23 protein-coding genes and 1 pseudogene are annotated in these 22,378 nt (G+C 40.5%); 21 read left to right on the forward strand and 3 right to left on the reverse strand.

Annotation, left to right across the window (positions count from 1 at the left end):
- Positions 1-424: 424 nt before the first annotated feature.
- Positions 425-853, reverse strand: coding sequence for a helix-turn-helix domain-containing protein (locus LU279_RS06210; RefSeq protein WP_156353230.1), 429 nt, complete (start codon positions 851-853; stop codon positions 425-427).
- Between the two features lie 142 nt (positions 854-995).
- On the opposite strand from LU279_RS06210, the gene LU279_RS06215 reads away from it, so the two are divergent.
- The 17 genes and pseudogenes from LU279_RS06215 (at position 996) to LU279_RS06295 (ending at position 12,287) form a co-directional block, all read left to right on the forward strand.
- The gene (locus LU279_RS06215; RefSeq protein ID WP_274421664.1) at positions 996-1,193 is read left to right on the forward strand and encodes a helix-turn-helix transcriptional regulator; all 198 of its coding nucleotides are present in this window, start codon (positions 996-998) and stop codon (positions 1,191-1,193) included.
- A gap of 131 nt (positions 1,194-1,324) precedes the next feature.
- Positions 1,325-1,477 (forward strand): hypothetical protein, encoded by a 153-nt coding sequence (locus LU279_RS06220; protein WP_274421665.1) that lies wholly within the window; start codon positions 1,325-1,327, stop codon positions 1,475-1,477.
- Between the two features lie 4 nt (positions 1,478-1,481).
- Complete coding sequence (locus LU279_RS06225; RefSeq protein WP_156353236.1) at positions 1,482-1,679, forward strand: ICEBs1 excisionase; 198 nt, start codon at positions 1,482-1,484, stop codon at positions 1,677-1,679.
- Complete coding sequence (locus LU279_RS06230; RefSeq protein ID WP_274421666.1) at positions 1,669-2,013, forward strand: hypothetical protein; 345 nt, start codon at positions 1,669-1,671, stop codon at positions 2,011-2,013. The genes LU279_RS06225 and LU279_RS06230 overlap by 11 nt, the downstream gene beginning before the upstream one ends.
- Positions 1,920-3,074, forward strand: a complete 1,155-nt coding sequence (locus LU279_RS06235) for an AAA family ATPase (RefSeq protein WP_274421667.1) — start codon at positions 1,920-1,922, stop codon at positions 3,072-3,074. The genes LU279_RS06230 and LU279_RS06235 overlap by 94 nt, the downstream gene beginning before the upstream one ends.
- Positions 3,075-3,262: 188 nt before the next feature.
- Complete coding sequence (locus LU279_RS06240; RefSeq protein WP_274421668.1) at positions 3,263-3,712, forward strand: hypothetical protein; 450 nt, start codon at positions 3,263-3,265, stop codon at positions 3,710-3,712.
- Positions 3,713-3,821: 109 nt separating this feature from the next.
- Positions 3,822-4,328, forward strand: coding sequence for a hypothetical protein (locus LU279_RS06245; protein ID WP_274421669.1), 507 nt, complete (start codon positions 3,822-3,824; stop codon positions 4,326-4,328).
- 697 nt (positions 4,329-5,025) lie between these two features.
- Complete coding sequence (locus LU279_RS06250; protein ID WP_274421670.1) at positions 5,026-5,427, forward strand: hypothetical protein; 402 nt, start codon at positions 5,026-5,028, stop codon at positions 5,425-5,427.
- An 11-nt stretch (positions 5,428-5,438) separates the two neighbouring features.
- Positions 5,439-6,284: a hypothetical protein gene (locus LU279_RS06255; protein ID WP_274421671.1), complete on the forward strand. Its 846-nt coding sequence runs from the start codon at positions 5,439-5,441 to the stop codon at positions 6,282-6,284.
- 75 nt (positions 6,285-6,359) lie between these two features.
- On the forward strand, positions 6,360-7,241 hold the full coding sequence (locus LU279_RS06260) for a sigma-70 family RNA polymerase sigma factor (protein ID WP_274421672.1): 882 nt from the start codon (positions 6,360-6,362) through the stop codon (positions 7,239-7,241).
- A 482-nt stretch (positions 7,242-7,723) separates the two neighbouring features.
- On the forward strand, positions 7,724-7,882 hold the full coding sequence (locus LU279_RS06265) for a hypothetical protein (RefSeq protein ID WP_274421673.1): 159 nt from the start codon (positions 7,724-7,726) through the stop codon (positions 7,880-7,882).
- A 98-nt stretch (positions 7,883-7,980) separates the two neighbouring features.
- A complete protein-coding gene (locus LU279_RS06270) occupies positions 7,981-8,346 on the forward strand; it encodes a DapH/DapD/GlmU-related protein (RefSeq protein WP_274421674.1) in 366 nt (121 codons plus the stop codon).
- 186 nt (positions 8,347-8,532) lie between these two features.
- Positions 8,533-9,132 (forward strand): alpha/beta hydrolase, encoded by a 600-nt coding sequence (locus tag LU279_RS06275; RefSeq protein ID WP_274421675.1) that lies wholly within the window; start codon positions 8,533-8,535, stop codon positions 9,130-9,132.
- Between the two features lie 83 nt (positions 9,133-9,215).
- Entirely contained in the window at positions 9,216-9,689 is a 474-nt protein-coding gene (locus LU279_RS06280; protein WP_274421676.1) for a hypothetical protein, read from the forward strand.
- Positions 9,690-10,031: 342 nt separating this feature from the next.
- Positions 10,032-10,487, forward strand: coding sequence for a hypothetical protein (locus LU279_RS06285; RefSeq protein ID WP_274421677.1), 456 nt, complete (start codon positions 10,032-10,034; stop codon positions 10,485-10,487).
- 172 nt (positions 10,488-10,659) lie between these two features.
- A pseudogene (locus LU279_RS06290) lies at positions 10,660-10,845 on the forward strand (TfoX/Sxy family protein); the annotation flags it as partial.
- Positions 10,846-11,186: 341 nt separating this feature from the next.
- Complete coding sequence (locus LU279_RS06295) at positions 11,187-12,287, forward strand: MFS transporter (protein ID WP_274421679.1); 1,101 nt, start codon at positions 11,187-11,189, stop codon at positions 12,285-12,287.
- Between the two features lie 358 nt (positions 12,288-12,645).
- Here the strand turns inward: LU279_RS06295 and LU279_RS06300 are convergent, their stop codons facing one another.
- The gene (locus tag LU279_RS06300) at positions 12,646-13,827 is read right to left on the reverse strand and encodes an MFS transporter (protein WP_274421680.1); all 1,182 of its coding nucleotides are present in this window, start codon (positions 13,825-13,827) and stop codon (positions 12,646-12,648) included.
- A gap of 143 nt (positions 13,828-13,970) precedes the next feature.
- On the opposite strand from LU279_RS06300, the gene LU279_RS06305 reads away from it, so the two are divergent.
- From LU279_RS06305 to larE, 3 genes are all read left to right on the forward strand, one after another.
- Positions 13,971-14,873, forward strand: coding sequence for an AraC family transcriptional regulator (locus LU279_RS06305; protein WP_274421681.1), 903 nt, complete (start codon positions 13,971-13,973; stop codon positions 14,871-14,873).
- A gap of 481 nt (positions 14,874-15,354) precedes the next feature.
- A complete protein-coding gene (locus LU279_RS06310) occupies positions 15,355-18,579 on the forward strand; it encodes a UvrD-helicase domain-containing protein (protein ID WP_274421682.1) in 3,225 nt (1,074 codons plus the stop codon).
- 53 nt (positions 18,580-18,632) lie between these two features.
- Complete coding sequence (larE, locus tag LU279_RS06315; RefSeq protein WP_274421683.1) at positions 18,633-19,385, forward strand: ATP-dependent sacrificial sulfur transferase LarE; 753 nt, start codon at positions 18,633-18,635, stop codon at positions 19,383-19,385.
- A 55-nt stretch (positions 19,386-19,440) separates the two neighbouring features.
- On the opposite strand, the gene LU279_RS06320 is transcribed toward larE, so the two are convergent.
- The gene (locus LU279_RS06320; RefSeq protein WP_274421684.1) at positions 19,441-21,195 is read right to left on the reverse strand and encodes an Rqc2 family fibronectin-binding protein; all 1,755 of its coding nucleotides are present in this window, start codon (positions 21,193-21,195) and stop codon (positions 19,441-19,443) included.
- Positions 21,196-21,484: 289 nt separating this feature from the next.
- Here LU279_RS06320 and LU279_RS06325 point away from each other — a divergent pair, with 289 nt between their 5' ends.
- On the forward strand, positions 21,485-22,363 hold the full coding sequence (locus LU279_RS06325) for a YicC/YloC family endoribonuclease (RefSeq protein ID WP_274421685.1): 879 nt from the start codon (positions 21,485-21,487) through the stop codon (positions 22,361-22,363).
- Positions 22,364-22,378: the final 15 nt, after the last annotated feature.

Raw genomic sequence — 22,378 nt, forward strand, 5'->3', positions numbered from 1 at the left:
ATTTGAGTGGATAACTATGGGGTAACGAATCGTTACTGCATAACATGGGCGAATGCTTTGTTCACCGTTAATGGTAGTTTTTTCACATATTTGCGAAAAAGGGTGTGAACAACATTTCTATCCTTGTGATGAAAAAGGGTGTCGCATTTCGTTACTCCCTTTCTTTTTTTTGGTTTCCCCAAAAATGGGGAAACCTTTTCACTGCACAATTTTGTGCAATGATAATTCTCCTCTTATAGCCCAGCGCAATTTTGCTCTCTCCTCTGACTGGAAAATATCCCCAAGCCAATTTTGAGCTTAGCTTGTCCTACAGGATGAACGGGGTGACTGGGGAATTTACCCCTGAGCTAACACCGATTTCGTGGTATGTTCATTGACTTACACCCATTTGGGCTTGAGGTGGTGTAGCCAATTTTGGACACACCTATTCCTCAGTGTCTTTGCGGTATTCTGGGATCTTAGTCAACAACTCTACTTGTTCTATTGCTTTATCTTGACCCTCCTTGTTGAGTTTCCTAAAGTCAGAAATTATAAAAGTTTCTTTTAAATCACGCATAACCTCTTTTCCAGAAAAAACCGCTTCTTCTGCTGAACTTATAACGTTTTGTGTAATGTCATTTATAATGTCCTGAGCGTACTCAGAAGAACCGTATTGTTTCCAATCAACAACTAAATCGGATATATATACACCAAGTGCCTCAGCTATTTTTCTTACAGTCTCCAATTTGGGGTTACGCTTTCCGTTCTCATATTGTGCATAACTTGGTTGGGAAACACCAAGTCGTTCAGCTATTTCCTTTTGTGAAAACCCTTTATTTATTCTTATTTGTTTTAAATTTTCCGAAAATGTCATAAAAAATACCTCTCTTATAAAATTAGGATATCATAATTAATCATAAGATTCAATCAAAAGATTATAAAAAATGCTTGACTTAATCAAAAGACTATGATATAACTCGTATATAATCAAATGATTAAGCGAGGTGATAAAACAAATGAGAATTGACAGATTCAAATTAACAACAGAGCTTATGCGTCAGGATATGACCCAGAAGCAGCTTGCCGAAAAAGCAGGTATTTCCAGAGTAACAGTCAACGGCATTAAGTCCGGAAGAAGTTGTTCTGATGAAGTCGGAAAAAAGATTGCCAAAGCTCTTGGTGTTGATGTAACAGAAATCATTGAGCAAAGATGAAGGCAAGCTGAGTACCCAAATCGAGTACGCAGCAAAAAGTAACAGAAATCATTGAATAAAGCACCGGGGGCGGTGGCTTAGAGACGAAAGAACGAGGTAAGAAACCATGATGATTCTTGAAATGATTCCCTATGATCCGAACAAACATGAACCCCGTACCGGCTTGGGATGCCTTTTCCATCAATATGGCTTTGGAAAATGGTAAAAGTCTTCTGGTAGATCAGAACGGCGAAGTCTGGACCACTGGCAGACGGGATTATGTCGGTAAGATCAGAAAGGAGTGAGAGCATGAAGAAACAGTATTTAACAGCCAGGGAAGTAGCGGAGGTTTGCGGCGTATCGGATGGCAAGGCTTACGGCCTGATCCGGGAAATGAATGCGGAGCTGAAGGCAGCAGGATATCTGACTGTATCCGGTAAGGTTCCGGTTGCGTTCTTCCGAAAGAAATATTATGGATATGAGGAAGGCGGTGAAAATGACAGTTGAGCATTATAATGAGTTGTTGCAGCTTGTCAGGAACCGGGAAAACTGGGGCGTTGATCTGTTCAAGCAGTATCAGGAAGCCTGTATTCAGTTTACGCCCTGTATATTTAATGAGCTGCGGAAGATTCTTCCCAAAGAGGAGTACAGAGCATTTGACCTGGAATATTGTGAGTATTTCCGGCCAGGAACGAAAGAACGAGAGAGGAACATTGAGGAGCTACACAGAAAGGAGGAAATGGAGAAGTGGAAGCAGAAAAGCAAGGCGGACTTACACCGGATGAGCGACGAGCAGCTATTGATCTTATTAAATCAGTTCAGGAAAAACAATTTGGTGTAGTTTGTGACAAAGGTAAAGCCAGGTCTGTAAAAATACCAGATTTCCACCTTGATAATGCTGACGAAGTGGAGATAAAGGAACCGGAATGGCTGATACCCGGATATATCCCTAAATATGGAATAACTACAATCGCCGGGGAGGGCGGAGTGGGAAAAACTTCTCTGTGGTGCTCTATTGTGGCTTGTTTGACAACAGGGAATCAGTCTTTTTTGTTAAATGGTCAGTGCCCTTTTAAAACAGATCCTCAAAATGTTGTTGTCTTTTCTGCAGAAGATTCCTGGAACTATGTTTTAAAGCAAAGATTGATCAACAACGGTGCAGATATGAGCCGTGTTTTATATATGGGTCCTGAGGATGAACGTTTTACAGATCTAAACTTTGACGGCGATCTATTAAAAGGAATCATAGAAACCAATAGACCTGATACTGTAATTTATGACCCGGTACAGGCGTTTGTTCCGGCAAATCTCAGGATGGGGGATAGAAATGCTATGAGAAAATGCTTTTCGCCCCTGATCGGATACGGAGAGACGTATAAAACAACCTCTATCATAATCGCTCATGCTAATAAGCAAAGCAATGTCTGGGGAAGAAAGCGCATTGCTGATAGTTCGGACATATGGGACGCCTCAAGGTCTGTTTTGATGGTTGGGACAGTTCCAAACAGTGAAGGGCTGCGTTACATATCTCATGAGAAATCAAACTGGGGAAAGCTGCAGGAAACCGCATTGTTTGAGCTGAGGGACGGAGTTCCAATATTCAAGAGTTATTCTAAGAAAAAAGATAAAGAGTTTATTCAGGAAGATTCAAAACTTAAAAATAACGCTCCAGCAGCAGAGGAGGCAAAAGAATTTATTTTAGATCTTCTGAATGAACATCAGCAAATGGAAGTCAAGGAGCTTGATGAGCTGGCAAAGGTTGAAGAAATTAGTAAAAATGCCCTTAAAGAAGCAAAGGCGGCTTTGCGGAAAGAAAACAAAACACATACCTGGTCAGTAGGCTATGGAAAAGACAAGAAGTTTTACATATCTCTTAAAGACACTGAGAAAATCAACGAGTAAAGTAAAAATCCTTATTTTATAGTAGTTTGCTTTACTGGGGGATACCAACGAGTAAAGAAAATAAACTGGCGTTTACTGGGGGATACCAACGAGAAAGTAAAAGCCTGTAAAATCAAGGGTTTTCACCGTATTGGGCGATATTTTCAGTGTATATAGGGAGCAATCAACGAGTAAGGAGGACAGTAAGCATGAATGAAGCGAAAATATGGATAAGAACGGAAGATCTGGTAGAGGAAGTGCAGCAGTATATTCTGTCATTGTTTGAGGAAGATGAGGAATACGCAGGAAACATAAGGGTTGTTGTCTATAATCCGAATAGCAAAAAGTCAGACAATATCAGCCATATATATGATGTGTCCCAGATGGCGGTAAATGTTCTGAAAGAGCATTATGGTGATCTCAATATTAAAGTGACAGGTCAGAACAAGGAAGGAAATCCGAAGTCGTTGGACTGCATAGCAGATTCCCTGGAAAAGATAGTAAATGTATTAGAACGGCTTGATGATACTTTAGGCTGTATCAACACACGTCTAAGGATTGTAGATAACTTGGCGGATGATCTTGCAGAATGTGTTGTTGATTCGCCTGGTGGGAAAAGATTTTGCATTGCAGGATCTGTGACAGCTTATGAAGGATAAAAATAGCCCCTGTATAAGTGCCAACTCATACAAGGGCAGGCATAGCCGGAGCTACACACCAAACACATACATAGTGTAGCACTTTTCCGGCAGAAAGGACAAGTGTTTTATGAAATATAATTTAGTAAACAAAGAATTGCGTATCTTTTCCTGCAGTGTATCTGATCTGACGGTGCAGCAGGTAGCTTCTTTCTTAGAACAGTGGGAACATGGCGCCAAGATAGGTGAATTAACTTTGTTTTATGAAAAAGAAACAGATTCATTGGTAATTAATCAGGATAATAAGAACTATAATAAATATTTAGATATTGCAGAAAGCTATTTAACTTTGGATGATGATGAACTACAGGAGTTTTCTACGAATATACCTGAAGGAATGAAAGAAACTGTGGAACTGCTGCAGCGTTGCAGACAGCGAAGGAAGGCATTATGGATGCTGAATATATTAAAATATCAGTATGTAAAGGGATGTCCGGGGACAGAAGAGTATGCGATATTTGAAGAACTGAAAGAAAAAAATAAGAATGAGTATACTTCCCCCTTTATTTTATCAGATGTTTTTAGTTATGGATTTATCGAGGGCAAACGTGCGGAACGTGCCAGGAGAAGAAAATAAATATTTGCGCCGGCGCAATACCGGGGAACGTAACCCCGGAGCCGGTACCCCTGCTACTGATCTTGGTTATGCTGCGCCAACAGTCTGATCCGGGACGGTGGCAGGATATTTGTTATATATGAGATCGTGGAGCAATGCCCCGGCGTGCTACCAATACTGCCGGGTAAGATTATACAGAAAGAGGTGACTGCAGCTGAGTGTTAAAATAAAAGTGTCCTATGAAACCCCTCAGGAGCTTCAGGAGGTACTGAAAAGGCTTGAGCCTATACTTTTATCATGTAAGATTCCAAAGGTTCAGGAAGGACGGTTTAAAAGAGCCTATATTTGCCTGAAAAATGTAATGAACTCTGAGAAACGAACAGTGAGCGAACAGAGAAAATTGATAAACGAACAACGGGGGAACTACGAGAAGTAATGAAAGTTGAAGCAAGAGCGAACCAAGAGAAAACGAAACAACAGCGCTGAAAAACATCTTTTCTTTTTGAGTTCATTATGATATAATCGTTTTAGAGCAAATAGAATAAAAGAGTACCGCACCAGAGTTTTACCTCTTCTGGTGTAAGCCTTTGAGGCGTGGGAAGTAATCGGAATATAGCTGATTATTTCTTACGCCTTTTTTATTTGCTCATTTCTGTTTTCATAATAATCTCTTTTCGTAAAGCCGACCGGGCGTAAAGCGGGGAAAGGACATGGACACATGGAAGATAACAAAACAACTGTAACCCAGACAAATGAAGGACAGGCAACGACCAATCAGACTACTGAGAGGACGTTTACGCAAGACGAAGTAAACCGAATTGTCCAGGATCGTCTTGCAAGGGTAAAAGTAGCAAATGAGCCAGATCAGCGAGAATTAGACCTGCAGTCCCGGGAACTGGCGCTGTATGCCAGAGAAAGGATTGAAGAAAATGGTCTGGATAAAACTCTGGCTGATGAGCTCAAAGGAATGGACAAAGCAACTATTGACAAAGTTATTAAGATTATCGCCCCAATGGCTCAGAGGATGAATGAGCCGATTCGCAATGCTGTTGGACCTACTAATGGAAAGGCGATGGGCTCAGATGCTTCTATCAGGGCAGCAATGGGGCTGAAAGGATAGGAAAAATATAAATGGCTATAGAATTAGTTACAAAATATCTGCCTTATGTTGACGAATTATTTTCGTCAGAAAGTAAGAAAAGCCTTCTTACAAATAATGATTTTGATTGGACGGGTGCGCATACAATCAAAGTGTACAAGATTGGCACTTCTGCCATGAACGATTATGACAGAGCCGGAACGGGCTCTGGTGCCACTGGGTCACGTTATGGTGCTATTGAAAACTTAGCAGCAACAACACAGTCAATGATGATCTTAAAAGACAGATCTTTTACTTTTGTCATTGATAAATTGGACAGTGACGAAACCGGAAGAGCATTAGAAGCAGCTACAGCACTTGCAAGACAGCTTAGAGAGGTTGTCGTGCCGGAGGTGGACGCTCGTGTGTATGATGTGATGTGTAAAGGTGCAGGAACAAAGCCTGAAGCTGTGAAACTTACCGCTGAAAACATTTATACTGAAATCATCAAGGCAACTACTGCGCTGGATAACGCAGAGGTGAATGAAGCAGGGCGCGTTCTTCTGGTAGTCCCGGAAGTCTATCAGCTTATGAAGCAGAGCAAAGAAATTGTTCTTAGTACAAATATTGGTGAAGATATGCGCTTAAAAGGTGTTATTTCTAATCTTGACGGTATGAATGTTGTTAAGGTGTCCAAGAAACGTGTACCTGAGAATTTTGGCTTTATGGTGGCACATCCATGTGCGACAGTAGCTCCCACCAAGCTGGCTGATTATAAAACACATCAGGATCCGCCGGGAATTAGTGGACAGTTGATTGAAGGACGTGTGGTGTATGATGCTCATGTTCTGGATAATAAGAAGCTGGCTATCTACTATCAGGAAAATAAGACAGTTTAAAAGAAGATTCATTTGATAAATGCGCCCTGTACTGTATCCTCCGCAGTATGGGGCGTGTTTGATTGGAGGGACATCATGACCAATGAACAGCTTGTGCTCCGGATCCGCGCCGGGGAGAATGTGGCAGAGAATATGCTGGCTCTCTGGCAGCAGTGCCGGGTTATAATCGTAGAGCTTGCCCGAAAGTATTCAGCAGTAGCAGAGCAGGAAGATCTTGAGCAGGAAGCATACTTTGCGATCAGCAAGGCCGTAGATTCCTATGACCATGAGAAAGGCGCCAGCTTCCTGACCTGGGCCCGTTTCTGGATCCGGCAGCAGATGGTAAGGTATATACAGAATAATGGTACTGTAAGGCTTCCTGTCCACTCAGGGGAACGGAACCGGAAATACCGGGATCTGCAGAGCGCGTTTCTAATGCACATAGGCAGGCTGCCGAACAGTAGGGAGTATTGTTATTACCTGGGGTGTTCAGAAGAGGTTCTACAGGGCATTCAGAAGGCGGAGCAGATGCGGAAAATCGGAAGTCTTGATATTCCTTACCTGGTAGAGGACGGCGGTATATCTGTAGGGGATGCTGTGGCCGATCAGACGGATCAGTATGCAGATGTACTGGACAATATGGAAAGGCAGCAGTTAAAAGCGGTTCTGTGGCCTATGGTGGATACTCTGCCAGGGAATGAGCCGGAGATCATCCGGAAAAGATACCAGGAGGGGCTGACCTTTAAGGAGATCGGGAAAGATCTGGGCTTGTCCATGGAAGCGGTCAGACAGTGGGAAAGAAAAGGTCTGGGAGAGCTTCGGAAGCCCAGCAGGAGCCGGATTCTCAGAGAGTTCCTGGATGATGAGAGGATCTACAACAGTGCGTTGCATGGTAACGGAGTCAGCTCATTCAGTAATACCTGGACAAGTTCCACAGAAAGGGTAGCGCTGAAACTGTATGAGAGTTCCGTTCTGTGATACTCGAATGATACTAAAAATATAATTACATAGAAAAAACATATAAAATAAAGTCTTAAAACAGCAATAAAACAGGGTGATTCCAGAGAAGAATCAGGAATAAATAGCCTTTATATAGTGCAGAAATAATTTGAGAGAAAATCTCACAACAGAATATATGCTTATGGAACTGTTGATGTTTCATAAGAGAATGCCTGGAAATATTGAAATGTTTGCTGAAAATTAAGATTTACGGACACTTTGCTTCAAAGAAAGGGTATCATAGAATACCGCAAAATATCGTAACAGATTTTTAAAATGGAGTAAATTTGGAGTAAAGATTGAAAGAAAATGGAGTAAATATTTCAAAAAAACATTAGAAGAATGACGCAGATGATAGAGATATTGTCTGCGTTATTTTTGTGATTATCATGGTGTAAATAATTACAAAGTATGATATTATGAGAAATAAATGAAAGTTAAATTTTGAGGAGGAATAAGCAGTGAACAAAATTGAAGAAATATTGAATTCTGGGAAAATATATAAAGTTATGGAATGGACTGATAAGGATACTCATTATCACGAATATTTACAGATGATGGAACTATATAATTCTTTAGGATATACACCTGAGGCAGAGGAAAAAAAGCTAATATTCTAAAAGATCTGTTTGCAGAAGTTGGAGAAGGGGCTTATATCCAAGCTCCTTACCATGCGATGTGGGGCGGGAAGCATGTACACCTTGGAAAAAACGTATATGTGAATTTTAACAGTACATTTGTTGATGATGCACAGATATATATTGGAGATGGAACTATGTTGGCACCTAATGTGACTATAGTTGCTGCCTCACATCCTATGTCACCTAAGTTAAGGGCAGAAGGTTATGGATGCAATAAACCAGTGCATATCGGGAAAAATGTATGGATAGCTTCAAATGTAACAATTTTGCCTGGAGTACATATTGGTGATAACTCGGTTATAGGGGCTGGTTCTGTTGTTACAAAGGATGTTCCGGAGAATGTTTTTGCGGCTGGAAATCCTGCTAAGATAATTCGTGCAATTACAAAAGAGGATGATATTTATTACGATCACGGGAAACTTATTTCTGAAAACATTATATAGACATAGTAAGATAGGTCCCGGTTTGTAAAGTTTGTCTTAGAATACTATTATGATCTGCAGTTCAGCCCTGCTGTGGCAGTTGCTGCAAAGGATGTAAAAAAGAATCCGAAGAGAAAAAAGAGAAACATCGGGGCCATTAAGGCTTCGATGTATTCTCATCAACTTAGGTGTTGGAGGAAAGTTGGAATGCAAAAAGCAATGATTTATATTCATGGAAAAGATGGGACAGCGTCAGAAGCGGAACATTATCGGGCACTTTTCAATGATTCCGACATCATTGGATTTGATTATCAATCTGTAACACCGTGGGAGGCAAAGGAAGAATTTCAGCATTTCTTCGATTCTGTCAGGATGAAATATCAGGGAGTTTTTATTGTTGCAAACAGTATCGGAGCGTTTTTTACTATGCACGCTTTGGCTGATCGAAATATTGAGAAAGCGTTTTTTATTTCTCCAATCGTTAATATGGAAAAGCTGATTTCTAATATGATGATATGGGCGAATGTAACAGAAGATCAGCTTCAAAGAGAAGAGGAAATTCAAACAAACTTTGGTGAAACACTATCCTGGAAGTATTTATGTTATGTGAGAGAACATCCCATCACATGGCACATCCCTACGAAGATATTGTTTGGTGAAAAAGATCATTTGACATCTTATGATACAATGTCTGATTTCGCAACGAAGATGGGAATTCCATTGACGGTAATGCATAACGGAGAGCACTGGTTTCATACAGATGAACAAATGAAGTTTCTTGATGATTGGATACGCAAATCAAGCTGAGACAGACAGTATCTAAATGGGAATAGGGGAAAAAGGAAATGAAAAAAATATACATAGATTAAAACTGTATGGAGGAAGAAGAAATGTATAAATTTGAAAATACTGATGCTACAATAGAATATTATATGGCATCATCAAATATTTGTTCTGTTTATGAGTTCGATGAAAATTTTGAAAAGAATTGTGTTATAGCATTAGGACAACTTAAACATTTATTTGGAAAACCCAGGTATATTACTAACAATTTGGAAAATCAGTTTAGTTATATCATAAAGGCAATTGACGAAAATGGAAATTGTCTACTTTTGGAGGTGTATTGTGCTTCAAGCGGACCAGCAATCGGTGGACTAAATGACAGCAATTCTCATTTAGCGGCTCAAGAATTAGCCCTGTATATACGTCAATCTCCAACGGTAGATTATGAATACGAAGGATATTATTTAGATACTATGTCAAAAGTGCAATATAGTATAAAAAATGGTGTACCTTCTTGGAAAGAAACTGAAATATCAACAAAAGAATTTGAAAATTTTACTGAAGAAATTATTTCTATTTAATAAGAAAAAAGATTAAAAATCTGATGATCCACATAAACACAGGGACTTTAAGCAATCTGGATAAAAATACAAAAGAAATTATCACTAATTTACTTCGATTGAAAGAACCTTGATACGACAAAGAAAACAGCACAAAGAAAATCCAAAGCTGTATTTCATACAGGATATGAGATGTAATGATCTGAAATGAGGTAAGGGCTGTAATATATTTATCAATTTTGGAAAACGTGGAGAGAAATATGGAGAAGAAAAGCTTTTGGACTGTTTAGAGAGAAATGAGAAAAATAGAGTTGCGTATCATCGGTGAAGAATAAATTACGGCATGAGAAGGAGTAAATAAATATGTTGTTGGTTGCTATGGCTTTAGGTGTGTTACTGATACGGAAGGTTCCTGAGAAGTGGTTTCGCTTTTTATTTCTGGCTTGTATTTTGCTGAACGTGATTTATAGAATTGAATTACTTTCTTCTGATTTAGAAGGGGGAGTACGCCTGGTGTGTAAGGGCATGGAACTGGTTCTATTAATAGTTGCGTTTAAGGTATTTGATAAGCTACCAGTTTATTTGAGGATAGGTGTGCTTTCGTTGCTATTCTTTGGAGTTTACACGATTCCAGTTAGTGTAATTTTAGAAAATGGAGGAATGAGTGCCATATATTCTGCTTACGGAACCAGTGGAGAGGGAGTTGCAGAGGGGATAAGACTGATAGAGAGTGTGAAAACTTTATGCTTGTCTTTGGTGTATCTTTCTTTAGATGTGAGGATTTTTTTGAATATGAAGAGAAAGGAAACGAGAGGTTGAGAAAAAAGCGGTTTATATAGGAGTAGCAGGAGTCAACTATGGTGAGAATGATCGTATATGTTCTCTTTTTTATAGTTTTATGGAGTGCTTTAAAAAGAATACAGAAAACAAAGATTTTGTTAATCTAGTAAAAAATTAGAAGCTATTGTTTTATAAAGAAAAAGATATAGTAAAATTGCTGATAAAACCTGTAAAATCAGCAATATCCTATATGTCCACAGTTTCTTATGAAAGACCTTATGCTGGGGCGAAAGAGATGTTATGGGTAGACGAAGTTGACAATAAACAATTTCTGGCAGGTTTATTTCAGGCTATGTATGATGAACTGCCAGCTCCAAGAGTAAAAAAGAAAAAATAGACTTATTTAAAAAGCAAATAGATTTTGTGAAACGTGGATTGTAAGTAAGGCATTGGATATGCCCGTATAAACAGAATTCACACTTGTATTTCAGAGAGTATTATGCTAATATTTATTCATAAATCATGAAAGAAATTTAAAGAAAGGAACGTACTATGTACTGGAAAACACCTGAAATCCAACTTAAAAATGGTTGCAAAATAGCTGTTTACGGGGATAGTACGCTCTTTTTTAAGATAAGGAATACGAAGTAAGCAGCGAAAGCGCATTGTTTTTATCCATATATGAGTAGCTATCTCCTTTGTCAAATGAATGTATATAATTTGAAAAGGAGATTTTTTATGCAAAAATTTAATATTAAAAAACAGGTCAGAAAGTTATACGGAATTACCGCAATAGGGTGCTTGCATATTGCAGGAGCTTCCTGGGTGGTTCTTCTTGAAGGCAGAGGATTTTCGCTGATTGAGATTGGAATAATAGAAAGTATTTTTCATGCTGTCAGTATGTGTTTTGAGGTTCCGTCGGGAGTTGCAGCGGATGTATTTGGGCGTAAAAAGACGCTTGTTATGAGTCAGATTGTATCGTTGATATCCAGCATCCTGATGATTTTTTCAGGTGGGTTCTGGTCCACTTCATTAGCAGTAGGTTTTTCTGCTTTAAGCTATAATCTGTCATCTGGAACAAGAGAAGCACTGGCATATGACAGTTTAAAGTATGCCGGACAGGAAGAAAAGTATAACAGATTTGCTTCCACAGAAATGATTATTTACAGGATTAGTAGTTCAACAGCAACTTTATGTGCAGGACTGGCGCTTTTTCTCGGATATAAGAGAGCATATGTAATTGATACTTTATTTAGCATTGGAGCTTTGAGTATTGCATTATGCTTAAAAGAAGTCACAGCTGATAGTCAAAATGTAGAAAATAGAAAAGAAAGTATATCGGAAAAACTGAAAAATGTAATTCTGGAAAGTAGGAAATTTCTGTTAAACAACAGAAAAGCCAGAAATATTATGATTGTCAATTCTCTGATCGGGGCAGTTTCTACACTGGTACTTTTTTTCCTGCAGGCAAAACTTCCAATGGCAGGACTGAATTCTCTGGTATTGGGACCAGCTTTGTTTATAATGGGGCTGGGAGCGGTTCTGGGAGCCAGACTGGCTGCTTTTTTCCCTGAAAGCAGTTATAAAAAAATGCTGACAGTAGGTACTTTTGGAGTTGGATGTGCCCTTGCGGCAGCTTTCACCGGAAATGTCTGTATGATGATTGCAGGCGGATTTTTCGGAGCATTTACAGATGATTTTCTGGAGGTAAAAACAGATGTGATCCTGAATGAAATGATTCCGTCTGAGCAGAGAGCAACTCTGGTTTCTGTAAATTCTTTTATGTTTTCAATTGAAATGATTTTTTTATCAACATTTATGGGATGGATATTTTCCTGAGGAGGATAAAGCTATAGAAATCAGGAAAATATTTTGATCTATGTTTCCATTACCCCCCAGTTTTTAAAAATAGGAGAACAGGTGGTCAGGGAACAGAAGATGGAAAGACAGGGGATTTCCCGCATAGTTTATGTGACGGAGAGGATGCTTTAACCAGGATTCTGAGAAAGAATTATTATAGTGATATCCTGGAAATAAATAAGTAAAAAGAAAAGCTACCGGCGGATTGAAGTGTCCCCCAAAAGTTAGACTTAAAAATCTGACTTTTTTGTGGGACACCTCAGATCATTCTGCCGGTAGTTAAACGTAGGATTCAGATAGTTTGTTTCGGTGGATTTTAAGTTGCTTTTTATATAGATTATTTTGGGATTTCTTTTGTTTTGCTAAGAATGAAGAGCATGATTAATAATGTTACCGGAAAAATAAGTCCAAAGCCTATACCTGCACGGATATTGTTTCCTGTATTTTGTGTTACACGCCCTACGATTGCGGGACCGATACTTCCGCCCAGATCGCCTGCCATGGCAAGCAGTGCAAACATGGCAGTTCCTCCCAGGGGAAATCTTTGTGAGGAAATACTGATGGTGCCGGGCCACATGATGCCAACGGAAAAACCGCATGCAATACAGCCGACAAGTCCTGTTAATGGTGAGGAGGACATGGAAGCGAGAAGGTAGCAGATCACGCACAGAATACCAGATCCTGTCATAAATTTCATAAGATCTATTTTATCTCCATATTTTCCAAAAATAATACGGCTGATGCCCATTGTAACGGCAAACATGCAGGGGCCGGCCAGATCACCGACTGTTTTTGACAGTCCCAAAGCAGCTTCTACGTAGGCGGAAGCCCATTGTGCCATGGCGAGTTCTGAGGCACCGGAGCAGATCATCAGACAAACTGCAATCCAGAATAAGGGCTTTTGAAACAGCTTTTTTATTCCCATTCCGCTCCCGCCATCTATCAGATGATCGATGGGACATGTGGCAAAATTATAGATATTGACAGCAGGAATAAGAGCCCATAATACAGCCAGCCATTTCCAACTGTCCATTCCAAATGCCATAAAAAATAAGGTTGAAATTAGTATTGTTCCAACGGATCCCCAGCAGTAAAAGGAGTGTAGTAGACTCATGGTAGCTTCTTTGTTTTCAAAGGGACAGGCTTCTACAATAGGGCTGCAGAGTACTTCGATAAGGCCGCTTCCAATTGCGTATATGATTACACTGCACATGATTCCAATAAAGGGATCCGGCAGGAGCTCAGGCAGAAATGCCAGACCAATAAGTCCGGCAGCAGCGCATATTTCAGAGGTTACAATACATGTGCGATATCCGATTCTGTCCACATATTTTGCACAGAATGCATCTACCAGAAGCTGAGTAAAGAAAAAACATGTAGAAATCAGGGCAATATTTCCAAGAGGAATATCATAGTCATGATGAAATTTTAAGAACAGCAGTGGAGCAAAATTAGCAGTAATGGCCTGTGTGATAAAACCCAGATAACAGGCAAGCTTTGTCTTTTGATAGTCTGGCATAGCAGGTTCCTTTCTTTTTTGAATATTGCATCAGATTTTTATGCATTTTGAATTATATAATACAGAAGCAGGGATTTCATTGATTTATATTTGATATTTATTGTATAATATCGTAAAACAGACCATGGAGGAATAATGATATTATGGTATCTGCTCAGCCTTTCAGCAAGATCATTACAGACGAAAATCTAATGGAAACGGTTCAGCATGGCAGCAGAAATTATCCATTTGCTTTTTATTATGAGGATTTATCTTTATTTGATTTTAACTGTGTTGAATGGCACTGGCACATGGAATTGGAATTTGTATATATGGAATCGGGAACTATGACTTTCTGGATTGGAGAAAAACAGTTTGTTTTGTCTGAAGGAGACGGATTATTTATTAATTCCAAGATTTTACACCGTTTTTATTCATCTGATGGCGCTGTGATCCCGAATTTTGTATGTATGCCTTCTTTTATTGCAGCACAGGAAAGTCTTATTTATGATAAATATATTCTGCCTGTTATTTCTTCCTCTCTGGAATTTCAGGTTTTTAAAAGAGAAGTTGAATGGCAGGCTAAAGCGTTAGAAGTTATAAAGCAGATCATTGCAGTTCAGGAAGATGACTTCTGTGAGCTTGCAACCTCCTTTCTGATTCAAAAGCTCTGGCTGATCATGTATGAAAATGCAGATATAGATTATGAAAAAGATAAAGTAAATAATGTCACTTCTTTTCAGGCAAGACTACAGATTATGATGCAGTATATCCATGAAAATTACACGAATGACATTTCGTTGGATGATATTGCCTGCTATGCAGGAATCAGTAAAAGTACAGTATTAAATCTTTTCCGTAAATATTTGCACATTACCCCTATTCATTATCTGATTCATTATCGGCTAAAGGAAGCGGCGCTCCTGCTCGTAAAAACTGAGAAAAAAGTTGCTACGATATCAGATGAAGCAGGTTTTCATAATGTGGATTACTTTTGCAGATTATTTAAAAAGCATTACAGTCTGACGCCGACACAGTACCGGAAAAAGCACCAGAAGAAGGATTGAACCATCGGAAATCAAAGAACAGATAAAAGCATTACTGGAACAAATGTGCAGGAAGTATCAGGAGGAATAACCTGTGTTTGCCTGCTTGCAGAAATATTGATATAGAAGACAGTGATATTTTGACTAGAAATACAGAATGTTTTTTGCAAAATTTTGTAATTTGGTTATAATATAAACAGTACAGAATTTAATATTAACTAGAAAAATATGTATGAAAATTTGTAAATGGACTTATTTCATATAGCTAATTATCCATGGGTTACTTTAGTAAAACATCAACCTGCATATTTCCAAAACGAATGGAACATAGAGCTGCATGGTGGAATGATAGACCAAAAGACAAAGGTGATTACACAAATTTTTTCCGGGAAATTGACTTTAATTTTGTAGAAAAGCTAAAGAAAGACTTATTTGAGAGTAGTTAGTCTAAGGATTGATTGGTTTTAACTAAAAAAACACATATAAGAAAGCAGGTGGAGTTTTGAAAGGAATTGCAGATCTGCATATCCATTCCCGGTATTCCCGGGCCACAAGTAAGCAGGGAACACCGGAATATCTGGAGCTTTGGGCAAAAAAGAAAGGAATCTCCATAGTGGGAACAGGAGATTTTACCCATCCGGAATGGCGGAAAGAGCTGGCGGAAAAGCTTGTTCCAGCAGAGGATGGGTTCTATTGTTTAAGGAAGGATTCCGTTTTAGAAGAGAGCGGAAAGTATGGGGGAGAAACTCCCAGATTTGTGATTTCCGGTGAGATCAGCTCTATTTATAAAAAGAATGGAAAGGTCCGAAAAGTACATAATGTGATTCTTCTGCCGGGACTTGAGGATGCAGAAAAGCTTTCGAAAAAGCTGGAAACCATAGGTAATATCCATTCGGATGGTAGACCGATACTGGGACTTGACAGCCATGATCTTCTGGAAATTATGCTGGAAATATGCCCGGAGGGAATTCTGATCCCGGCTCATATCTGGACGCCTCATTTTTCGCTTTTTGGTGCGTTTTCCGGGTTTGATACTATGGAAGAATGTTTTGAGGATCTTACACCTTATATACATGCGGTGGAAACCGGATTGTCCTCTGATCCTCCAATGAACTGGCGGCTTTCGGCTCTGGATCGACTTCAGCTTATCTCTAATTCAGACGCTCATTCTCCGGCAAAGCTTGGAAGAGAGGCAAATCTTCTTGATATTGAAATGAGTTATCAGGGACTTTATAAAGCAATCCAGGAGGGCAAAGGTCTGGAAGGAACGATTGAGTTTTTTCCTGAAGAAGGAAAGTATCATTTTGACGGGCACAGGAAATGTCATCTTTGTCTTACTCCAAAGGAGGCAGAAGCCTATGGCGGAATCTGTCCTGTCTGTGGAAAAAAGATCACCATTGGCGTAGATCACAGAGTGATGCAGCTTTCTGACCGGGACGATGGAGAAGCGAGAAAAAATAAAAAGCCTTATGAAAATCTGGTGCCTTTACCGGAAGTGATCGCAGCGTCCACAGGTAAATCCTCCGGTAGTAAAAAGGTGCAGGAACAATATGAAAATATGTTGAAAAAATTTGGACCAGAGTTTGATATTCTGAGAAAAATTCCGATAGAAGAAATCAGGAAAGAAGAGGGATATCTTGTATCTGAAGGTATCCGAAGATTAAGAGCCGGACAGGTGAAAAGAAAGCCCGGATTTGACGGAGAATATGGAACTATCAGTCTTTTTGAACCGGAAGAGATCGAGAATCCAACCGGACAGATGTCGTTTTTTAATGAGTGGGAAGGAACGGCAGAAGCAGGTGTTCAAGCCGTTTCCGGTATTTCCGGGAAGTTTCCGCAGAAAGAACAGGAAGAGATTTCCGAATTGTCTGTGGAAGACAGACAAGATATTTCTGCTGAGAAACAGAAGGAAAAAGGGCAGCAGTTAAATGAAAAACAGAAACAGGCAGTGGAGATTATTTCCCGCAGAATTGCTGTTGCAGCAGGCCCGGGAACGGGAAAAACAAAAACTCTGATTTCCAGGATCCTGTATTTACTGGAAGAGAGGAAGGTAAGTCCGGCAGAGATTACAGCAGTGACCTTTACCAATCAGGCGGCAAAAGAGCTGAAGGAACGACTGGAAAAACAGCTTGGCTCCAGACGGAGCGTAAATCGGATGCATATCGGAACGTTTCATTCTCTTTGTCTGGATTTTCTGAAAAAGCAGGGGAAGGAATTTTTTCTGGCAGATCCATCTGCTCTTTCAGAAACAGCCCGGGAGATATGCAAAGAGTATGGACTTTCTATGACACCGTCCCAGTTTTTGAACAAAGTTTCCGTGCAGAAAACAGGAGCATTTTTTAATGAGGATTCGCAACTTCGGGAAGAGATCATGGAAGCATATCACAAAAAATTAAGAGAAGAAAACTGCTGTGATTTTGATGATCTTTTACTGGAAACTTTAAAGGAATTTCGGGAAATACACAGGCCTGGAAACCGAAAAAAGCAGCCCTGTGAGCGATGCTTTTCCTATCTTATGGTAGATGAATTTCAGGACATTAACACTGTGCAGTATGAGCTGATTCAGGAGTGGAATAAAAAAGGAAAAGAGCTTTTTGTGATCGGAGATCCGGATCAGTCTATCTATGGATTCCGCGGATCTGACTCAGGATGTTTTTTGAGAATGAAAGAAGAATTTCCGGAAACCTGTATGATTTCTCTGGAAAATAATTATCGGAGTACCGGAAATATTCTCAATGGAGCTCTGGCTGTGATCCGAAATAATCCGGGTATGGAGCGGTGCCTGAAACCATGGAAAGAGGCAGGGCTGCCTGTACAGATTGCAGAGGCTCCATCCAAAAGGTCAGAAGCCATTTTTGTTGCAAAAGAAGTCAGCCGCCTGGTTGGCGGTATGGATATGCTGGAAGCTCACGAGCATTTTTCCAAAGAGGGTGTGACCGGAAAAAGAAGCTTCCGGGATATTGCGGTTTTATACAGGACTCATCATCAGGCACGTATTCTGGAAAAATGTTTCCAACAGGAGGGCATTCCCTATGTTGTCAGCGGAAGGGAAGAGTTTCTTGATGATCCTCTGGTACAGGGCAGTATCAGCTTTTTCTGTTCACTGGCAGAACCGGACAATCCTTATTATAAAAAAGATGCATTGAAAAAACTGTGGGATCTGGAAGAAAATGAAATCAGCGGAAGTATTTATGAAGAGCTGAAAGAAAAATATCAGGATCGCTGGAAGAAAGAAAAGCCGAAAAAACTTATGCATGACTGGATAAAGGATCTGGACCAGGAGAACAACGGAAAATTTCAAAGTCTGGCAGATATGGCTGTTTTTTATTCGGATACCAGAGAGTTTCTGGATGCCCTTTTGCTTGGAGAAGAGGGTGATCTGAAGCGCTGCGGCGGAAAAAGTGTTTCCGGAGATGCAGTATCTCTGATGACTTTACACGCATCTAAGGGGCTTGAATTTCCGGTTGTGTTTATGTTTGGAATGGAAAAGGGGGAAATTCCTCTGGAAAGGGAAGAAAATCCCACGGATATCCAGGAGGAACGGAGGCTGTTTTATGTTGGAATGACCCGTGCCGGAGAAGAACTGATCCTTACCTGTACCCGGGAACCTTCTTTGTTTCTGGATGAGATCCCTGAAACATATATGCAGCGGAAAACTGTTGGAAAGCAGAAAAAAATACAGACTAATGAACAGCTCAGTCTGTTTGATCTGACACCGGAGAAATAATATCTTTTCTAAAAAGCAGACATGAGATTTTATCTGAAAGACGAGGAAAAAGTATGGATTTAAAAGAATTTTTTCAGCAGAATCCAAGGGCTGCTCTTGGATTTTCCGGCGGAGTGGATTCTGCTTTTTTGCTTGCCATGGCAGTAAAATACAAAGCGCAGATACAGCCTTATTTTATTAAAACAGCTTTTCAGCCAGAGTTTGAGCTGAATGATGCCAGAAAACTTACCAGGCAGCTTGGCGTGAAACTTATTGTGATCAGGCATGATATTCTGAGTAACCGTCAGGTGGCGGAAAATCCGGAAAACAGATGTTATTACTGTAAAAAAAATATATTTGGACTTTTAAAAGAAAATGCTCTAAAAGACGGTTACACAGTTCTTCTGGATGGAACAAATGCATCAGACGATTCTTCAGACCGACCGGGAATGCAGGCGATCCGTGAACTTCAGGTTCGTTCGCCTCTTAGGGAGTGCGGGCTTACAAAAGATGAAATCAGGAGACTTTCCAGAGAGGAGGGACTTTTTACCTGGAATAAGCCTTCCTATGCCTGCCTGGCAACAAGAATACCCGCGGGAACTGTGCTGACAAAACCGGAACTTCAAAAAATCGAAAAAGCGGAAGATGAACTGTTCCGACTTGGATTTACAGATTTTCGTATCCGGCTTTTCCATGGGGCTGCACGCATTCAGCTTCCGGCAGATCAGATGTCAAAAATGACAGAAATGCGGGATGAGATTCACAGGTTGCTGAAGCCATGCTTTAAGGCAGTCCTTTTGGATCTGGAAACACGCCAGTCGTTCTGAAAATATTTATAAAATGTGGAGATTTTTGCCGGAACCGGCTGTGAGCCGGCTCTGGTTATTGCTGTGAAGCTTCTTTGATCTCCGAAATATCCGGCTCAGCCATAAGGGAATAATTGGTGTAATAAACCACAAAACCTGGTTTGGCTCCAGCCGGTTTTTTTACATGCTTTTTCTGGATATAATCAATCTCTACCTTGGGGGCAGTGCGACCTTTGGAGTAATAGGCCGCCAGACGTCCGGCTTCTTCAAAAGTGCGGTCAGGCAGCTGGCCGTCGGGAGTTTTTACGATCACATGGGAGCCCGCCATTTTTTTTGCATGGAACCACCAGTCATTTCCGGAGGCCTGTTTAAAGGTCAGCTCATCGTTCTGGAAGTTGTTTTTTCCCACAAAGATATCAAAGCCGTCACTGGAAACATAATGGAAAGGTTTTGATTTTTCCTGCATTTTTTTGCCTTTTTTTGAGGAATAGTGTTTTTTGATAAAACCATACTCTGTAAGTTCATCTTTGATCTGGCTGAGATCGCTTTCTGCCCGGGCTATATCCAGGGCATTGGAGATGGATTCCAGATGCTCTATCTCGGATTCTGTTTCTGCAATCTGACCGGTAAGAGCCTCTTCCGTACGTTTCAGCTTGGTGTAGCGGTCAAAATATTTTTTTGCGTTTTCCCCCGGGGTAAGGGTGGGATCAAGAGGGATGGTAATCTCCTCATTGGTGTAATAATTCAGTGCGGTAAAGGATTTGCAGCCCTCTTCCAGACCATATCCGTAGGTGTTGATCAGTTCGCCGTAGATCCGGTACTTTTCTTTTTTGGCAGTATCCTTCATCTGTTTTGTCTGAAGGGCAAATTTCTTGCGGTTTCTTTCAAGAGCAGTCTGAACGATCCGGCGAAGGTCAGAAGATTTCTGGCGGATACGGTTCAGAGTATCTCTGGAAGAATAGTAGGTGGACAGCATGGAAGATACGGTTTCAAATTCCACACTATGGTATTCAGGCCCGAACTGAGTCAGAGGAAGCACCGCATATTCTACAGGCTCATTTCCACGATAAATAATATTTGGAGCAAAATCTCCGTCCTGTACTTGTTCCATCAGTCTTTTGAAAGTGTGATACAGATGGATGCAGGAAGTTTCATTCAGAGAGAGGGCGGGATCATTGCCGTCAATAGATGCGCGATAACAGATTTCCTCGGCGATCAGAGGGCTTAGGCCTGTAAGAGAAGAATAGATCGCTTTGGAAATGCTGCATGGTTTTTTGCATATGTTGGCTATAAAGTCCTGTTCGGTAACAGTAAGCGGGTCAGCTTTTTCCTGAGTCTGAGGAAGGAAATACTGCCGTCCCGGAAGGACTTCTCTGACAGAACTCATGTGGGAGGAAACGTGCTTGATGCTGTCAAGGATCATTCTGTTTTCATCGCAGAAAATAATATTACTGTGTTTGCCCATAAGCTCCATAATGAGAATCTTTTTACATGGATCTCCCATTTCGTTTAAATGCTCCAGTTCAAATTCCACCACACGTTCCATTCCCGGCTGTTTTATAGATGCGATTTTGGCACTGCCGATGTGTTTGCGCAGAAGCATACAGAAATTGGGCGCAGTCAGGGGACTGGGCTTGTTTTTGTCAATAAAATAAATCAGAGGAAGGGAAGCGTTGGCAGAAAGAAGCAGTCTGCACTGTCCTTCGCCGCCTTTTGCTGTGATCAGAAGCGCGTCTGATTCCGGCTGGGCAATTTTGTTAAAACGTCCGCCGTCAAGATATTTATGTAATTCCTGAACCATTGCTGCAATGGTGATTCCGTCAAAAGCCATAGTGAATACTCCTTTTTTCTTTCTGGCTACAGTATAGCATGTCCGGGAGAATTCCGCAAAAGAATATGAACGGTAATTTACAGCGTTTTTAACTGCTGAAGATATCTTGTTACTGTTTATGCGATATTATTCCGTGAAGGGAGTAATTGGGAATTTTTTGTCTGGATACCGAAAAAACAGTTTGACTACCCTGTTTAGATGCTCTATAATAAATCTGTATGTAAACATATATTTATTATGTCTGCGTACATTATGAAAAAAGAAGTAACCTGCAAAGTGAGACGACATTATGATAAAAAGCATGACAGGCTTTGGCCGCGCCGAGGCCGTGACAAAAGAGTGGAAGATCACAGTAGAGCTGAAGTCGGTAAACCACAGATATCTGGATTTGAACATTAAAATGCCCAGAAAGCTGAATCTTTTTGAGGGACAGATCCGTAATCTGATGAAAACTTACATGCAGCGGGGCAAGGTGGATGTTTTCATTACTTATGAGGACTATACTGCCGGAAGTGTGGCTCTTAAATACAATCGTGATCTTGCAGCTGAGTATCTGGGATATTTTAAAGAAATGGAAGAGGAATTTCAGCTGAAAAATGACATTGGCGTATCTGCGCTTTCCAGATATCCTGAGGTTCTGACTATGGAAGAGCAGCCGGTCAATGAGGAAAAACTGTGGACCTGTCTTGAGGGACCTCTTCATGAAGCCTGCAGGCGGTTTGTTGATACAAGAGAAACTGAGGGCAGAAACTTAAAAAATGACCTTCTGATCAAGCTGGAGGCGCTGGACGAAAAGGTAAGCGCAGTGGAAGCCCGTTCTCCTGAAGTGGTTCGGGTGTACAGAGAAAAGCTGGAGGCAAAGGTTCATGAACTTCTGGAGGATTCTCAGATTGACGATAACCGTATTGCCGCAGAGGTTGTGATCTATTCAGACAAAATCTGCAACGACGAGGAAACGGTACGTCTCCATAGCCATATCCAGGGCATGAAAAAAATCCTTACAGAAAAAGAAGGAATTGGCCGTAAGCTGGATTTTATGGCACAGGAGATGAACAGAGAAGCCAACACGATTCTGTCAAAGTCCAATGATATTGAAATTTCTGATATTGCCATTGATCTGAAGACTGAGATCGAAAAGATCCGTGAGCAGATTCAGAATATAGAGTAACGGAGGCGGAAATCT

It is taken from the genome of Blautia sp. XA-2221, from assembly GCF_028767025.1.
Taxonomy (GTDB): domain Bacteria; phylum Bacillota; class Clostridia; order Lachnospirales; family Lachnospiraceae; genus Blautia_A.

Excerpts from the sequence above, each read along its gene's own strand:
- LU279_RS06210 (WP_156353230.1), bottom strand. The coding sequence starts at position 853 with ATGACATTTTCGGAAAATTTAAAACAAATAAGAATAAATAAAGGGTTT.
- LU279_RS06215 (WP_274421664.1), top strand. The coding sequence starts at position 996 with ATGAGAATTGACAGATTCAAATTAACAACAGAGCTTATGCGTCAGGAT.
- LU279_RS06220 (WP_274421665.1), top strand. The coding sequence starts at position 1,325 with ATGATCCGAACAAACATGAACCCCGTACCGGCTTGGGATGCCTTTTCC.
- LU279_RS06225 (WP_156353236.1), top strand. The coding sequence starts at position 1,482 with ATGAAGAAACAGTATTTAACAGCCAGGGAAGTAGCGGAGGTTTGCGGC.
- LU279_RS06230 (WP_274421666.1), top strand. The coding sequence starts at position 1,669 with ATGACAGTTGAGCATTATAATGAGTTGTTGCAGCTTGTCAGGAACCGG.
- LU279_RS06240 (WP_274421668.1), top strand. The coding sequence starts at position 3,263 with ATGAATGAAGCGAAAATATGGATAAGAACGGAAGATCTGGTAGAGGAA.
- LU279_RS06245 (WP_274421669.1), top strand. The coding sequence starts at position 3,822 with ATGAAATATAATTTAGTAAACAAAGAATTGCGTATCTTTTCCTGCAGT.
- LU279_RS06250 (WP_274421670.1), top strand. The coding sequence starts at position 5,026 with ATGGAAGATAACAAAACAACTGTAACCCAGACAAATGAAGGACAGGCA.
- LU279_RS06255 (WP_274421671.1), top strand. The coding sequence starts at position 5,439 with ATGGCTATAGAATTAGTTACAAAATATCTGCCTTATGTTGACGAATTA.
- LU279_RS06260 (WP_274421672.1), top strand. The coding sequence starts at position 6,360 with ATGACCAATGAACAGCTTGTGCTCCGGATCCGCGCCGGGGAGAATGTG.
- LU279_RS06275 (WP_274421675.1), top strand. The coding sequence starts at position 8,533 with ATGCAAAAAGCAATGATTTATATTCATGGAAAAGATGGGACAGCGTCA.
- LU279_RS06280 (WP_274421676.1), top strand. The coding sequence starts at position 9,216 with ATGTATAAATTTGAAAATACTGATGCTACAATAGAATATTATATGGCA.
- LU279_RS06285 (WP_274421677.1), top strand. The coding sequence starts at position 10,032 with ATGTTGTTGGTTGCTATGGCTTTAGGTGTGTTACTGATACGGAAGGTT.
- LU279_RS06295 (WP_274421679.1), top strand. The coding sequence starts at position 11,187 with ATGCAAAAATTTAATATTAAAAAACAGGTCAGAAAGTTATACGGAATT.
- LU279_RS06300 (WP_274421680.1), bottom strand. The coding sequence starts at position 13,827 with ATGCCAGACTATCAAAAGACAAAGCTTGCCTGTTATCTGGGTTTTATC.
- LU279_RS06305 (WP_274421681.1), top strand. The coding sequence starts at position 13,971 with ATGGTATCTGCTCAGCCTTTCAGCAAGATCATTACAGACGAAAATCTA.
- larE (WP_274421683.1), top strand. The coding sequence starts at position 18,633 with ATGGATTTAAAAGAATTTTTTCAGCAGAATCCAAGGGCTGCTCTTGGA.
- LU279_RS06320 (WP_274421684.1), bottom strand. The coding sequence starts at position 21,195 with ATGGCTTTTGACGGAATCACCATTGCAGCAATGGTTCAGGAATTACAT.
- LU279_RS06325 (WP_274421685.1), top strand. The coding sequence starts at position 21,485 with ATGATAAAAAGCATGACAGGCTTTGGCCGCGCCGAGGCCGTGACAAAA.